Here is a 14,690-nt window from a genome sequence, read left to right as displayed (position 1 = left end):
ATCGCAACAGGAAAGAAAGTGGACCAATGGCGGACAAGGATCACAAGAAGTGGATCGACATCCTTTCCATGGGCACGTCGGTGCCGGCGGACGATTCTGGCGGAGCATTTGACCCACCCGAGAGCTTCCTGCTCTTGCCGGAGGTGCAGACCGCGCCCGAGGACCTTGCCTGTGACGCATTCGATTTCAAGACGTCGGGCAGTGACGGGAAAGCCGCTTTCGATATCGCGGACGTTCTGGTCAGCAGCTATCAGACAGGCGGCTCGGGCACCGACGATCGGGACGCGGTGCCCGAGCCCGAGCCGATCCCGGAATTCGCCACGGCAGATCATTTCGATTTCTTCTGACCGGCGCGGCGACCTCAGCCCACGGACAGAAGCCGGATCGCCTCGTCCTGGCCCATCAGCCACAGCAGGACGCGGGCGGCCTGCCCGCGCTCTGACTGCAAGTCGGGGTCGTCGGCCAGCAGTTTCCGCGCATCGGTCTGCGCCGTGGCCATCAACCCCGCCTGCGCCTCCATATCCGCGACGCGAAAGCGCGGCAGGCCCGATTGCGCGGTGCCGATCAGGTCGCCGACGCCGCGCATCTCCAGGTCCACCTCGGCGATGCGAAACCCGTCCTCGGTCTCGCGCATCGTGTCCATCCGGCGCTGCCCGCCCTCTGACAAGGGTGCCTGGTACATCAAGAGGCAGGTCGACTGCGCCTCGCCCCGCCCCACGCGGCCGCGCAGCTGGTGCAGCTGCGCCAGCCCGAAATGCTCGGCCCGTTCGATCACCATGATCGAGGCGTTGGGCACGTCCACCCCCACCTCGATCACCGTGGTCGAGACCAGAACGCTGGTTTCGCCCGCCTGAAAGGCCGCCATCGCCGCGTCCTTGTCGGCGGGCGGCATCTGGCCGTGCACCAGCCCGACGCGTCCCTCGCCCAAGGCGGCGCGCAAGTGCCTGAAGCGTTCTTCCGCACTGGTCAGGTCCATCACCTCGGATTCCTCGACCAGCGGGCAGACCCAATAGGCCTGTCGCCCCTCGGCGATGGCGCCCCTCAGGTGCTCGACCACCTCCTGCATGCGCGACATGTTCGTCAGCGCGGTCTTGATCGGTTTCCGCCCCGGCGGTTTCTCGTCCAGGATGCTGACATCCATGTCGCCATATTGCGCCAGCGCAAGGCTGCGTGGAATGGGCGTGGCAGTCATCACCAGGACGTCGACCGCCTGCCCCTTGCGCCCCAGTTCCAGCCTCTGGCGCACGCCGAAACGGTGCTGTTCATCCACCACGGCAAGGCGCAGGTCGTGAAACTCCACGTCCTTCTGGAAAACCGCATGCGTGCCCACGAGGATATGGATATCGCCGCGCTGCAACGCCTCCAGCTTGGCGCGCCGCTCGGCCCCCTTGTCGCGCCCCGTCAGCAATTCCAGCACCACGCCAGCCGATTCCGCCAGCGGGCGCAACCCTTCCAGGTGCTGCCGCGCCAGGATCTCGGTGGGGGCCATCATCACCCCCTGCCCGCCCGCCTCGACCGCGACCAGAAGCGCCATCAGCGCCACCAGCGTCTTGCCCGCGCCCACGTCGCCCTGCAGCAGGCGGTTCATGCGCAGGGGCGCGGCCATGTCGGCGGCAATCTCTTCGATGGCGCGGGCCTGTGCGCCCGTGGGCGTATAAGGCAAGGCGGCGCGGACCTTTGCCTGCAACCGGCCCGTGGCCTCGCTCACCCGCCCCTTGCCGCGCCGCATCCTGGCGCGGGCCAGCGCGAGGGTCAGCTGGTGCGCCATGAACTCGTCATAGGCCAGCCGCGTGCGGGCCGGATCGGTCGCCGCCAGATCGCCCATTTTCGCGGGGGAATGGGCCTGCTCCAGCGCCGCGTGCCAGTCGGGCCAGCCGCCCTGGGCCTTCTGCGAGGCGTCGATCCACTCGGCCAGGTCCGGCGCGCGCGCCAGCGCCGATCGCACCGCCTTGGCCATGGTCTTTTGCGTCACCCCGGCGGTCAGCGGGTAGACCGGCTCGAAATCCGGGATCTCGCCCGCCTCTTCCACGGGCAGGATATGGTCGGGATGCACCATCTGCGCCATCCCGTCGAAGAGTTCCACCTTGCCCGACACCACGCGCCGCGCGCCCGTGGGCAGCACCCGGTTCAGGTAGTCATCGCGGCCGTTGAAGAACACCAGTTGAAAGGCCACGCTGCTGTCCTCGACCTGGATGCGATAGGGCCGCCCCCGGCTGCGCGGCGGATCGTGCCGGCCCACCGTCACCTCGACCGTGACCGTTCCGGGCAGGTCCGCGCCCTGCACCGTGTCGCGCTTGCGCCGGTCGATGCCGGAATGCGGCAGCGTGAACAAGAGGTCGCGGGGCTTGGAAATATGCAGCGCCTCCAGCGTCTTGGCGGTCTTCGGCCCCACGCCTTCCAGCGTTTCCAGTTCCGCGAACAGCGGAAAGAGGATTTCGGGCCGGGTGCTCATGCGTCGCCGATCAGCTCCAGCCAGCCATCCTCGTCGATGGTCTCGATGCCCAGCTCCGCGGCTTTCTTGGCCTTGCTGCCCGCGCCCGGCCCGGCCACCAGCAGGTCGGTCTTTGCCGAGACCGAGCCCGACACCTTGGCGCCCAACGCCTCGGCCCGCGCCTTGGCCTCGGCGCGGGTCATCTTTTCCAGCGTCCCGGTGAAGACGACCGTTTTGCCCGCGACGGGGCTGCCGTCGGTGGCGGGCGCCGCGGCCTCCTGGATCGTCAGATGCGCCGTCAGCCGGTCGATGCTCTGGCGCTCGTGATCCTGCGCAAAGGCGGTCACAAGGCTGCGGGCCATGACCTCGCCCACCCCGTCGATGGCCAGAAGGTTGTCCCAGTCCGGGCCTTCGCAGTCCTTCGCCGCATCCATTGCCCGGGTGAAGTCGTCCCACCTGCCATAGCTGCGCGCGATGAGGGTGCTGGCCTGTTCGCCCACGTGCCGGATGCCAAGCGCGAAGAGCACGCGGCCGAGGGGAATGTCGCGCTTCTCGTCGATCGCCTGGAACAGGTTCTCGGCGCTTTTCTCGCCCCAGCCTTTGATGTCGGCAAGAGGCTTGGCCGAAATCCGCGTCAAAGCCGGTTCGAAGTCCTCCAGAGGGTCGACGCCCATCGTCGTCAAAAGCTCGCGCCGTGCCTCGATTCGGGCGGCGCGCTCTTCACCGTCTCCGCCCGTCCAGCTCGCGACGACCTCTGACGCCGGTTTCAGAAGCTTGGTTTCCCCCTTGTCGCGCGCCTTGAGCGTGAAGATGTCCGCCGGTTCGGCAATCCACCCCAATTGATAGAACGCCTCGACCTGCTTCGCCCCCAGCCCCTCGATGTCGAAGGCCGCGCGGCTGACGAAATGTTTCAGCTTTTCCACGGCCTGCGCCGGGCAGATCAACCCGCCGGTGCAGCGGCGCACGGCATCGCCCTCCTCGCGGATCGCCTCGGAGCCGCATTCGGGGCATACCGTCGGGAAGTCGTAGGGCTTCGTCCCATCGGGCCGCTTCGACAGGTCGACGTCGGCCACCTTGGGGATCACGTCGCCGGCGCGGTAGACCTGCACCCAGTCGCCCACGCGGATGTCCTTGCCGCCGCGGATCTCCTGCCCCTTGCTGTCCCGACCCTTGATGTAATCCTCGTTATGCAGGGTCGCGTTGCTGACCACCACGCCGCCCACCGTGACCGGCGTCAGGCGCGCCACCGGGCTGAGCGCGCCGGTGCGGCCCACCTGGATTTCGATCTTCTCCAGCGTGGTCCAGGCCAGCTCGGCGGGGAATTTATGCGCCGTGGCCCAGCGGGGCGTGGTGCTGCGAAAGCCGAGCCGGCGTTGCAGGTCCAACTCGTTCACCTTGTAGACCACGCCGTCGATGTCATAGCCCAGGCTGGCGCGCTGCTGTTCGATCTCTTCGTAATGCGCCTGCATCTCCGCCGGGCCATCGCAAAGCGCGGTCAGCGGGTTGGTCTGGAACCCCAGCGCGGCCAGCCGCTCGATGGCGGCCATCTGCGTGTCGGCCAGCGCTTCGCTCACCTCGCCCCAGGCATAGGCGAAGAACCGCAGGGGCCGCGCCTTGGTGATGCTGCTGTCGAGCTGCCGCAACGAGCCCGCGGCGGCGTTGCGCGGGTTGGCGAAGGTCTTGGCGCCCTTCTCGGTTTGTCGCGCGTTCAGCGCCTCGAAATCGGCGTGGCTCATGTAGACCTCGCCGCGCACCTCCAGCACCTCGGGCGCGCCTGTCAGCGTCACCGGGATATCGTCGATCGTGCGGGCGTTGGCGGTGACGTTCTCGCCCACCGCGCCGTCGCCGCGCGTGGCGGCCTGAACGAGCGTGCCGTCCTCGTAGCGCAGGCTCAGGCTCAGCCCGTCGATCTTGGGCTCGGCGGTATAGTTCAGCGGCGCATCGGCTTTGAGACCCAGATAGCGGCGAATGCGGTCGTCGAACTCGGTCACCTCGGCGTCGTCGAATACGTTCGAGAGGCTCAGCATCCGGACCGCGTGCGTCACTTTCGCGAAACCGTCGGCCGGGGCGGCGCCCACCTGGTCGCTGGGGCTGTCGGCGCGCTTCAAGCCGGGAAAACGCGCCTCGATCGCGGCGTTGCGGGCCTTGAGCCGGTCATATTCGGCGTCGCTGATCTCTGGCGCGTCATCCTGGTGGTAGGCGGTGTTGGCCTTGGCCAGCAGGTCCGCCAGGCGTTCCAGCTCGGTGCGCGCGTCCTCTTCGGTCAGCTCGTCCACGGGTGTCTCGGTGCTCATGCCCTGTCCTCGATACGTCTGGCGATCATCTCCGTTTCCGAAGTGTTAAAGCCTTTCGCAGCGAAGCTGAATGACCGATTTTCGGTGCCGGCCGCAACGGACCCGCGCCGCTTGCAAAGACCCGCCAGGTTCGAGGGGCGCGAGTGGCTTTGAGCGCCGGGCGTGGTCCCGGTCTGCCGGTGCAGGCCACCGCCGGAAGGTCACCGGGCCCGGCGCTGGGGCCGGACCCGGTCGGGGGAACGCCGTATGGCAAGACCCGGCGTGTCGGGCCGGTTTTGCGCGACGTCCCCATTATGGGCACGCGGCGCAGGATCGGGGGGGAAGGCCCGCCCGCCAGTCCGGTCTCAGGCGCCCACGGCGAGGCGGGGACCGTCGCCCTTGCCTTCACTCGGGTCGGGGTCGCGCAGGACATAGCCGCGGCCCCAGACCGTTTCGATGTAGTTGTCGCCGCCCGTCGCCTCGGCAAGTTTCTTGCGCAGCTTGCAGATGAAGACGTCGATGATCTTGAGTTCCGGCTCGTCCATTCCGCCGTAAAGGTGGTTGAGGAACATCTCTTTCGTCAGGGTCGTGCCCTTGCGCAGGCTGAGCAGTTCCAGCATCTGGTATTCTTTGCCCGTCAGGTGCACGGTCTTGCCCGCGACATCCACCGTCTTGGCGTCGAGGTTCACGTTGACCTTGCCGGTGCGGATCATCGACTGCGAATGTCCCTTGGACCGGCGGATGATGGCGTGGATGCGCGCCACCAGTTCCTCGCGGTGGAAGGGCTTGGTCAGGTAGTCGTCGGCACCGAAACCGAACCCCTTGATCTTGTTCTCGGTGTCGTCCGCTCCTGACAGGATCAGGATCGGCGTGTCGATCCGTGCAAGCCTGAGTTGCCGCAGCACCTCGTGCCCGTTCATGTCCGGCAGGCCCAGATCGAGCAGGATCAGGTCGTAATCGTAAAGCTTGGCCAGATCGATCCCTTCCTCGCCCAGGTCCGTGCTGTACACGTTGAGGTTGGCATGGGTCAGCATCAACTCGATGCTTTTCGAGGTATTCGGATCGTCTTCGACCAGAAGAACGCGCATGTTCAATTCTCCGCTTATAACCTTGTCGCGAACGATCTTCCCGAAAATTGGTTAACCGCTGGTTACTATATGAGAACAAATAGCGGCTACTACCTCAGGTTGTCCACAGGTTTTGCCACTGTCACCTTCAGCCCCGCCTCGCCGTGGCGGGATACCGCTTCAAGCCATTCGTGAAATTCCTCCGCGCTGATCCGGTACATGTCCTGCGCCTCTGCCTGTGACAGCAGGCCATGCGCCACCGCCCGCACAACCAGGAGTTTTCTCGACGCCACCCACCGCTGCGTGTCCGGCGCCGGCAAATCGGCCCGCGTGATGACGCTGCCATCCGGCAGGGTCACGGCGCGGGGCCCTGCGACTTTCTTGAGATACATCTGGTTCACCCCTCGATAACACCCTGCCCACATTCGGGATTTGTCCTTAACGCCGGGTGAAACGGGGCGCGGTGAATGCCTCGTATTTTCCTAAAAGCGGGCGGCGACGGGTGCGCAGCACGGCGGCCGGCTTGACACTTGCGGCGCGGCAGGCCACACCGCGCCCTCTTAACACCTGTCGGATCCTTCCTATATTCGGGCAAACGCCGGAGTCCTGCCATGCCGCTCGATCCTGAACTGAATTCGCTTGGATTTCCCAAGGCGCCCGCCGACACGCGGGTCGTCGTCGCCATGTCGGGCGGCGTCGACAGTTCCGTCGTGGCCGCGCAGCTGGCGGAAGAAGGCTATGACGTGGTCGGCGTGACGTTGCAGCTCTACGATCACGGCGCGGCGCTGGCCAAGAAAGGCGCCTGCTGCGCCGGGGTCGACATCCACGACGCACGGCGCGTGGCCGAGGAAATGGGATTTCCGCATTACGTGCTGGATTACGAGAACATCTTCAAGGACGCGGTGATCGACGAGTTTGCCGACAGCTATCTTGCCGGTGCCACGCCCGTGCCCTGCATCCGTTGCAACGAGCGGGTCAAGTTCAAGGACCTTCTGGAGACGGCAAAGGACCTCGATGCCGATTGCATGGCCACGGGCCATTACATCCAGCGCAAGACGGGCGAGCGCGGCCCCGAGCTGCATTGCGCGGCGGACGCCAATCGCGACCAGAGCTATTTCCTCTTTTCGACCACGCCCGAACAGCTGGAGTTCCTGCGCTTTCCGCTGGGACACTTGCCGTCGAAGGACGCGACGCGGGCTTTGGCCGCGCGCTATGGCCTGCCTGTGGCGGACAAGCCCGACAGCCAGGACATCTGCTTCGTGCCGAACGGCAACTATGCCAGCGTGATCGAAAAGCTGCGCCCCGGCGCGGCGGAACCCGGCGAGATCGTCCATGCGGACGGCCGCGTCCTGGGGCAGCACAACGGCCTCATCCACTACACGATCGGTCAGCGTCGGGGCCTGGGCATCGGCGGGCTGGACGAGCCGCTTTACGTGGTCAAGCTGGATGTCGACGCGCAGCGCGTGATCGTGGGACCCAAGGAAATGCTGGCCACCCGCACCGTGCCGGTGCGCGAAATCAACTGGCTGGGCGACGCCCCCTTCGAAAGCCGGTCCGAATGGCATGTCTCGGTCAAGGTCCGCTCCACCCGCCCGGCGCGCGAGGCGGTCATTCGCCCCACCGGGCCGGAGACGGCCCAAGTCGAGCTGATGGTGGCCGAGGAAGGCGTCTCGCCGGGGCAGGCCTGCGTGTTCTACGAGACCGATGGCAGCCGTATCCTGGGTGGCGGCTGGATCTGGAAAGGCTGACCGGGGTCAGGTCGCAGGCACGGGCTACGCGAACCCGGCCACGCCCCGGGGCATCTTTTCATGGCGGCGCGGATCGGTCCGGCTGTCCTGCCGAAACGACGAGAATTCCCAGCCCTGCGGGTCGGCGACGAAGCCGTGGCGCACCGGATCGGTCCGGCAATGCTGGCGGAACGCCTCGAGGTCCGCGCGGCTGCGGACAGGATCGACGATGTCCTGCGGCACCCACAGATGCGCGCCGCCCGCCGCGATCTGGCTGGGTGTCATCGCCCGTGTCGAGACCCGCGCGGCAAACCGGGCCTTGATCGTCTTGAGCCGGATGGCAAGGTCGTCGTCGCCATGGGGCAATGTCAGGACGGCGTGCAGGTGATCGGGCAGGACGACCCAGGCGTCGATCTCGAACGGCCAGAGCTCGCGGACCATGCGCACCGCGCCTTGCAGGTGGTCGATCTCGTCCACCAGCGTCGTTGCACCGGGTTCGGCCAGGGTCAGAGTGACGAACCGGCTGACGCCCCGGCGGCGCAGGGGAAGAAGCTGTACCATGGCCCGAAGACTGGGCGATTCCCGTTAAAGAGCTGTTGACGCGGGCGCACGCCGCGTTATCCGGGCATCCGGTCCAGCACCGCGCGGGCGGCGCGCAGGCCCGGATCCTCGCCGCCGCGCCCCAGCCGCTCCATCGTCAGGCGCATCGCCGCCAGCTGCGCGCCGGGAGTGTCGAGCATGTCCAGAACGCCGGGCGCGATCAGCTCCGCCCGGCAGCGTTCGCCGTTGAATTCGGGAATGGCGCGGGTTTCCGACACCAGGTTGACCAGCGTCAGCGTGTCGATGATCAGCATCCGGCGGATGATCTCGCGCGTGATCCAGTTGGTGTCGTAGGCTATGACCATCGGCGTATCGGCGGCGGCCAGTTCAAGCGAGACGGTCCCCGACGCCGCAAGCGCCCCCTGCGCCGCGCCGAACGCGGCGGCTTTCGTCCTCTTGTCGCGGTCGCCCTGCCCTGTCGGGCCGACCACAACCGGGTCGCCGGGCCAGTCGGCCACAAGCTCCGAGACCTGTTCGGTGCGCGCCGCAACGGTCGGGATCACCAGTCGCAACTCGGGTTTCGCCGCGCAAACCTGCCGGATCGCCTCGCCAAAGATCGGGCCCAGCCGCGCCACCTCGCCGCCGCGCGAGCCGGGCAGCACCAAGAGCACCGGCGCATCGCCGAGGCCGTGCGCGGCGCGGAACTCGGCGATCTCGTCAGCCGAGGCCGGGGCATCGTTCACCACCGGGTGGCCGACGAAATCGCAGTCCACGCCCGCGGCCTCCAGGTAGGCCGGCTCGAACGGCAGGAGCGCCAGCACCTGGTCGATCACCTTCGCCATCTTGTCAGCCCGCTTGGGTCGCCATGCCCAGACCGACGGGGCGACGTAATGCACCGTGCGTAAGTCCCTCTTTTCCTTGATGATCTTCGCCACGCGCAGGCAGAAATCGGGGCTGTCGATGCCGATCACCACGTCAGGGCCATAGTCGATCGCCGCCTGGGCCGTCTCGCGGATGCGGCGCTTGAGGTGGAAATACTTGGGCAGGATCTCGACCAGCCCCATGACGCTCAGCTCTTCCATCGGGAAAAGCGAGGTCATGCCCTCGGCCTGCATCTGGTCGCCGCCCACGCCCGCGAACTCGACCTGCCGCAGCGACTTGAGCCCCGCCATCAGCGCCGCGCCCAGCCGGTCGCCCGACGCCTCGCCGGCAATGACGAACACCTTCATGCCTCGGTCCGGGGCCGGACCCACAGGAACATGCCCTGCGACCGCAGCACCTCGGCCACGCCGTCGGGGTCGAGCAGCATCACGCCGCCCGCCTCGATCACGATGCCGGCCAGCCCCGCCTCGGCGGCGCGCATCACGGTGCCAAGGCCAATGAGCGGCATGTCCACCCGCAATTCCTGCCCGGCTTTCGGCGCCTTGAAGAGAAGGCCGCCCTCGCTCTTATCTTCCGCGGCCCGCGCCTCGGCCACCGGGCCGCTCAGCCAGTCGGCCACGCTGCCCAGCACGTCACCCACGATCTCGAACGGGTCGTCGGACAGCCAGTGGCTCGGCGTCTCGGGGCAAAGGTCGCCCAGCATGGCGTCGGTGCCGCGGGCATCCTCGCGGGCGATGACCGCGCCGTCGCGCACCACCACCGCCTGTCCCTTGTCCGCCGCCGCAAGGTCCACCAGCGCCGCCTCCGCCACCGAGATGTCGCGCTCCACGCCCTTGGGCAATGTGCCGGTCACGCCTTCGGGCGGCAAGAGCGACGGGTCGATCTCGGCCGCGCCGATCACCTCCAGCCCCGCCTCCTCGAAGATCTTCGTGAAAATGCGCAGCGTGCTGTCGTCGCCCGAATTGGTCAGTGCCGCCTGCACCTTGGGCACCAGCGGCAGGGTGGCCGCGTCGATCTTCGCGGGATCAATCGGCGGACGGTGCATGGCCCCGGCCATGCAAACCCGTGTCACGCCGATCTCTTTCGCGGTGGCGATGAAGCTGCCCAGCGTTTCAAGGCGAAAGCCCAGCCGCGGCAGTTCGCCTTTCACGTCCGACGGGAACTGCTCGATCTCGCAGATGACCGGCACCTCGCCCCGGGCCAGCAGGGCCCGCACCAGCTGCGGCGGCAGGCCACCCTGCCCGGCGATCAGAGCCAGCGTCATCGGCGCCTCAGCCCGCGCCCGGCGTCAGGAAGGACCGATCACTTTCGGCCAGCACGAAATTCACGATCTGGCGGACATAGTCGCTCTCGGTTTCCTCGCCCAGCCGGCGGGCGCGGTCCTGGAACGCGCCTTCGCCCTGCGCCAGCATCTGGAACGCCGCCCGCAGCGCGGTGATGTCCGACCGCGCCACCCCGCGCCGCTTGAGACCCACCAGGTTCAGCCCATCGAGATGCCCGCGCGGCGCCTGCACCAGGCCGTATGGAATCACGTCGTTGGTCACCATGGTGACCGCGCCGATGATCGCGCCCTGCCCGATCCGCACCCATTGGTGCACGCCCGAAAGCCCGCCTATGATCACGTCATCCTCGACCACGCAATGGCCTGCAAGGGCCGCGTTGTTGACGATGATCACCCGGTTGCCCACCTGCACGTCATGCGCCACGTGGCAGCCGGCCATGAAGAGGCCGTCGTCGCCCACGCGGGTGATGCCGCCACCGCCCTCGGTGCCGGAATTCATCGTCACATGCTCGCGGATGCGGTTGCGCTTGCCGATGACCAGCTTCGTCTTCTCGCCGGCGAATTTCAGGTCCTGCGGGATCTCTCCGATACAGGCGAAGGGAAAGATCAGCGATCCCTCGCCCACCTCGGTGTCCCCGGTGACCACCACGTGGGACTTCAGAACGACGCCATCGCCCAGGCTCACCTCGGGTCCGACATGGCAGAACGGGCCGATCTCGACGCCCGCGCCGATCCGGGCGCCCTCTTCGACGACGGCACTGGAATGGATGCGCGTCTCGGCCATGCGGCTCACTCCTTCGGCAGGTCCATCATCGCGGTGAAATCCGCCTCGCAGGCCAGTTCCCCCTCGACCGTCGCCTCGCCGTGAAAGCGCCAGACCTTGCCGCCGGGCTTGCCGCGCGTGGTGCTCACCTTCAGCTCCAGCACGTCGCCGGGCACCACCATGCGGCGGAACTTGCAGCCCTCGATGGCCATGAAATAGACCAGCAGATCGCGGTCCTCCATCTTCAGCGCGGCGCCCACCATGACGGCGGCGGTCTGCGCCATCGCCTCGACGATGGTGACGCCCGGCATGATCGGCTTGGCCGGAAAATGGCCCTGAAAATGCGGCTCGTTCATGGTGACGTTCTTGATGCCGCGGGCCGAGGAGATGCCGTCCATGTCCACGACCTTGTCCACCAGCAGGAACGGGTAGCGATGCGGGATCAGCCGTTGGATGCGGCCGATATCGGCGCTGTCGAGAGGGGGGGTCATGTGTCGTATATTCCTTCTGCCCTGTCGCGCGGGCCTCAGCCGTCGCGCCCGGTGTCCCGGCTTAGCAACTCGGCCCCGGCGGGGCAAGCGCGGCGGCGTGCGCGCCTGAAGCGTTTCGCGATTAACCCGGATCACATCTTAGCCGCGAAACGCGGCACAACAGCTGATCGTCGCACGCGCTTCGCCTTTCGCTGATGGCTCGGGTAAGCGGCGAAACGCTTTAATTGTCGGTCGCGTTTTCGGTGCCGTCCCCGGCGGCGTCGTCCTCGCTGCCGGCCTGCGAAGGCTCCCCGTCATTGCCCGCACCATCGCCCAGCGTGGCGTCGATGCGTTGCACCGCGGCGCTGGTGATGTCGACGACATCGTCCTGCAACAGCACCGTACGCCGGTCCATCACCACCGAGGCCCCGGCCTCGCGCATCAGTTCGACCAGCACAGGTTCGACCTGGCGCATGAAATCCAGCGGCGCGCGTTCGCGGTTGCGTTCGTGCTGGCGGACCCGGCGCTGGCTGTCGGCGCGAATCTGCTGCACCTTCTCGTCAAAGGCGTCGGCCAGGGCGCGGAAATTTTCCGGAGATGTCTTGTCCCGCTGTTCGGTCAGCGCCAGTTCCTCGGCTTCCAGTTCGGTCTCGAGCTTGCGGTTGAGCGCGATCAGGTCCTCGCGCTCCTGCTGCAGGCGGGCCGTGATGGCTTGCCCCATGCGGGTGTCCTCGAACAGGCGTTCGGGATCCACTACCAGAATATCGCTCTGCACCACGCCGACGTTCTGCGCCAGCGCGGGTACGGCGCCACCGGCGACCCAGGCCGGGACCGCCAGCAGGGCCACCGACATCAGCAGCGCCCGTAGCGGTCTCATCTCAGAATTCCGTGCGTACCGTGATATCGAACTCGCGCTCGATGTCGCCCGGCTCTTTCTTGAGCGCTTTCGAGAAGTTCAGCCGCAGCGGACCGAACGGCGAGTCCCAGAACAGCGACAGGCCGACCACGTGGCGCGGATTGAACCCGGTCGATTGCGCCGCACCGATCGTGTCGACATTCCAGATCGCGCCGACATCGTAGAACGCGCCGCCCGACAGGCCGAATTCCTCGGGCGTGCCCAGCGGGAATTCCACGTCGAACTTGGCGACCGCATAGAGGTTGCCGCCCAGGTGTTCGCCATTCTGGATCGGGCCCATGCCGTTCGAGTCGAAGCCGCGCATCACCTGCCCGGTATAACGGTCGATGGCACGCGACTGGTCGCCGCCCATGAAGTCCAGCGCACCGGCCTCGACCGAGGCGCGCAGCGTGATTTCTTCGTTGAAGGCAAGTCTTTGTCCGGCCACGCGCATGGAGTACTTCATGTACTCCAGGTCTCCACCAAGCCCGTTATATTCCACGCCCGCGTCGATCAGGACGCCGGCATTGGGGTTGAGCCCCGTGCGCCGCGTGTCGAAGACGACGCGCGTGCCGATGCCGCTGGTAAAGTAATCGCCCTGCGCGACCTCGGCGGCGAGAGTGGGCGAAACGCCGGTATAGTCATCCATCTCCTGATAGCCGGCGCGGTAATACAGCGACAGGCGGCTGTTCTCGGACACGGGGAAGGTCAGGCTGGGCCGGAACTCGCCCTGGACGGTGTCATAAAGGCTGTTGTTGCCATCGGTTTCCAGCAACGAGGTCTGGATCGCGAATTCTACGTCGCGGCCCAGGAAGGCGGGTTCGGCAAAGGCCAGGTTGTAGTTCGCCGTATCCGCCGAGGCCGAGATCTGCGCGGTCACCCGCTGGCCACGGCCCAGAAAGTTGCGCTCGGAAAAGCCCAGCGTCAGGCCGAACCCGCCATCCGAGCTGTAGCTGCCGCCGAAGGACAGCGTGCCGGTGGTGGTTTCCTCGACATCCACGTCGACCACAACCTGGCTGGGGTCCGACCCTTCGCGGGCCTCCACGTCCACGTCCTCGAAATAGCGCAGCGCGCGGATCCGCTCGGCGGCTTCGCGAATCTGGCGCGGGTTGAACGGGTCGCCCTCGACCGGCGTGAACTGCCGGCGGATGACGCGGTCCAGCGTGGTGGTGTTGCCCTCGATGTCGATGCGCTCGACAAAGACGCGCGGGCCGCGCACCAGCTTGAACTCAACGTCCAGCGTCAGTTCCCGCTCGTTGCGGGTGATGACCGGCTCGACCCGCAGGAAGTCGACACCCTGCTTGATCGCCAGCCGTTCCATCCGCGCGATCGAACTCTCGACCAGCGTGGGCGAATAGACGACGCCCGGGCGAATCTTCAGCACGTTCTGATAAACGGCGGCATCGGCCTCGGGAATCTCGCTCGTGGTGGTGACCTGCCCAAAGCGGAATTGCTGGCCTTCCTGCACGTTGAAGGTCACGAAATAGCTGTCGCGTTCCTGCGCCAGTTCGGCGTTGGTGCCGGTGACGCGGAAATCCACGTAGCCGCGCGACAGGTAGAAATCGCGCAGCACCTGCTTGTCGAATTCCAGCCGCTCGGCATTGAACGTGTCGCGCGAGACGATGGCGCGCAGCAGGCCCGCCTGCTTGCTGTCCACCACGCGGCGCAGCCGGCGGTCGGAATAGGCCCGGTTGCCGACAAAGCTGACCCGGTTCACCTCGATCGCGCCGCCCTCGAAGATCTCGTAGACCAGGTCGATGCGGTTGTCGCTGCGGCGGATCACCTTGGGCTGGATCCGGGCCGAGACGCGGCCGTTCTGTTCATAGGCCTCGGTCATGATGGCGATGTCGCGCTCCACCCGCGACGGGCTGAACACCTGGCGCGGTTCGCTTTCGATGAACCCCTGCAGGTCGGCGTCCTTGATGCGCCGGTTGCCCTCGAAGGCGACGCGGTTGATCGTCGGGTACTCGATGACCCGGATCACCAGCGTGTTGCCCTGCGGGATGACCTGAACGTCCTCGAAAAGACCGCTGGCGCGAATGCGCTGCGCGGCGTCGTTCAACTGACCGGCGCTGACCGTCTCGCCCCGCGCGATGCCCGCCTGGCTGAGGATCGTGCCACCCTCTATCCGCTGGTTGCCCTCGATGGACACGTTGGTGAAACGGTAGCTTTGCGCCTGCGCCGGCGATGCGGCAGACAGCGCGGCGGCCATCAGGCCGGCCGCGAAAAGCAGCGAAAGAAAGTGCGTTGAATAAAGCCCTGAAAAGCGCTTTGTCCCCAACCCGATCGACAGTTTCATCAGCAAACCCAATCAGCCATCCCAATGGGCAAAAGCACTACCGGGTCCGGGGAGGGTTGTC

13 protein-coding genes are annotated in these 14,690 nt (G+C 66.7%); 2 read left to right on the top strand and 11 right to left on the bottom strand.

Annotated features, from left to right (window positions below):
* The first annotated feature begins 26 nt into the window (after positions 1–26).
* Positions 27–347 (top strand): hypothetical protein, encoded by a 321-nt coding sequence (locus KUV49_RS12280; RefSeq protein ID WP_222450193.1) that lies wholly within the window; start codon positions 27–29, stop codon positions 345–347.
* A gap of 14 nt (positions 348–361) precedes the next feature.
* Here the strand turns inward: KUV49_RS12280 and recG are convergent, their stop codons facing one another.
* The 4 genes from recG to KUV49_RS12260 all read right to left on the bottom strand — a co-directional run bounded on the left by recG (position 362) and on the right by KUV49_RS12260 (position 6,163).
* Entirely contained in the window at positions 362–2,452 is a 2,091-nt protein-coding gene (gene recG, locus KUV49_RS12275; protein WP_222450192.1) for an ATP-dependent DNA helicase RecG, read from the bottom strand.
* Positions 2,449–4,725 carry an NAD-dependent DNA ligase LigA gene (ligA, locus tag KUV49_RS12270; protein ID WP_222450191.1) on the bottom strand — a complete coding sequence of 759 codons (2,277 nt, stop codon included), beginning with the start codon at positions 4,723–4,725 and terminating at the stop codon, positions 2,449–2,451. The genes recG and ligA overlap by 4 nt, the downstream gene beginning before the upstream one ends.
* A gap of 344 nt (positions 4,726–5,069) precedes the next feature.
* Positions 5,070–5,792, bottom strand: a complete 723-nt coding sequence (ctrA, locus tag KUV49_RS12265; protein WP_222450190.1) for a response regulator transcription factor CtrA — start codon at positions 5,790–5,792, stop codon at positions 5,070–5,072.
* 89 nt (positions 5,793–5,881) lie between these two features.
* Positions 5,882–6,163 (bottom strand): DUF1153 domain-containing protein, encoded by a 282-nt coding sequence (locus KUV49_RS12260; protein ID WP_222450189.1) that lies wholly within the window; start codon positions 6,161–6,163, stop codon positions 5,882–5,884.
* A gap of 219 nt (positions 6,164–6,382) precedes the next feature.
* On the opposite strand from KUV49_RS12260, the gene mnmA reads away from it, so the two are divergent.
* Positions 6,383–7,519, top strand: coding sequence for a tRNA 2-thiouridine(34) synthase MnmA (gene mnmA, locus KUV49_RS12255; protein WP_222450188.1), 1,137 nt, complete (start codon positions 6,383–6,385; stop codon positions 7,517–7,519).
* Positions 7,520–7,543: 24 nt separating this feature from the next.
* On the opposite strand, the gene KUV49_RS12250 is transcribed toward mnmA, so the two are convergent.
* From KUV49_RS12250 to bamA, 7 genes are all read right to left on the bottom strand, one after another.
* Positions 7,544–8,059 (bottom strand): REP-associated tyrosine transposase, encoded by a 516-nt coding sequence (locus KUV49_RS12250; RefSeq protein ID WP_222450187.1) that lies wholly within the window; start codon positions 8,057–8,059, stop codon positions 7,544–7,546.
* 56 nt (positions 8,060–8,115) lie between these two features.
* Positions 8,116–9,267 carry a lipid-A-disaccharide synthase gene (gene lpxB / locus KUV49_RS12245; RefSeq protein ID WP_222450186.1) on the bottom strand — a complete coding sequence of 384 codons (1,152 nt, stop codon included), beginning with the start codon at positions 9,265–9,267 and terminating at the stop codon, positions 8,116–8,118.
* Entirely contained in the window at positions 9,264–10,184 is a 921-nt protein-coding gene (locus KUV49_RS12240) for an LpxI family protein (protein WP_222450185.1), read from the bottom strand. The genes lpxB and KUV49_RS12240 overlap by 4 nt, the downstream gene beginning before the upstream one ends.
* A gap of 7 nt (positions 10,185–10,191) precedes the next feature.
* A complete protein-coding gene (gene lpxA, locus KUV49_RS12235) occupies positions 10,192–10,986 on the bottom strand; it encodes an acyl-ACP--UDP-N-acetylglucosamine O-acyltransferase (RefSeq protein WP_222450184.1) in 795 nt (264 codons plus the stop codon).
* Between the two features lie 5 nt (positions 10,987–10,991).
* Entirely contained in the window at positions 10,992–11,456 is a 465-nt protein-coding gene (gene fabZ, locus KUV49_RS12230; RefSeq protein ID WP_222450183.1) for a 3-hydroxyacyl-ACP dehydratase FabZ, read from the bottom strand.
* A 220-nt stretch (positions 11,457–11,676) separates the two neighbouring features.
* Positions 11,677–12,312, bottom strand: a complete 636-nt coding sequence (locus KUV49_RS12225; protein ID WP_261391184.1) for an OmpH family outer membrane protein — start codon at positions 12,310–12,312, stop codon at positions 11,677–11,679.
* A 1-nt stretch (position 12,313) separates the two neighbouring features.
* Entirely contained in the window at positions 12,314–14,629 is a 2,316-nt protein-coding gene (gene bamA, locus KUV49_RS12220; protein WP_261391183.1) for an outer membrane protein assembly factor BamA, read from the bottom strand.
* Positions 14,630–14,690 lie beyond the last annotated feature (61 nt).

The sequence above is a fragment of the Roseovarius atlanticus genome, from assembly GCF_019802205.1.
Taxonomy (GTDB): Bacteria; Pseudomonadota; Alphaproteobacteria; order Rhodobacterales; family Rhodobacteraceae; genus Roseovarius; species Roseovarius atlanticus_A.
Note: the sequence above shows the minus strand (reverse complement) of the source record. Positions and strands in the feature narration are given on the sequence as shown.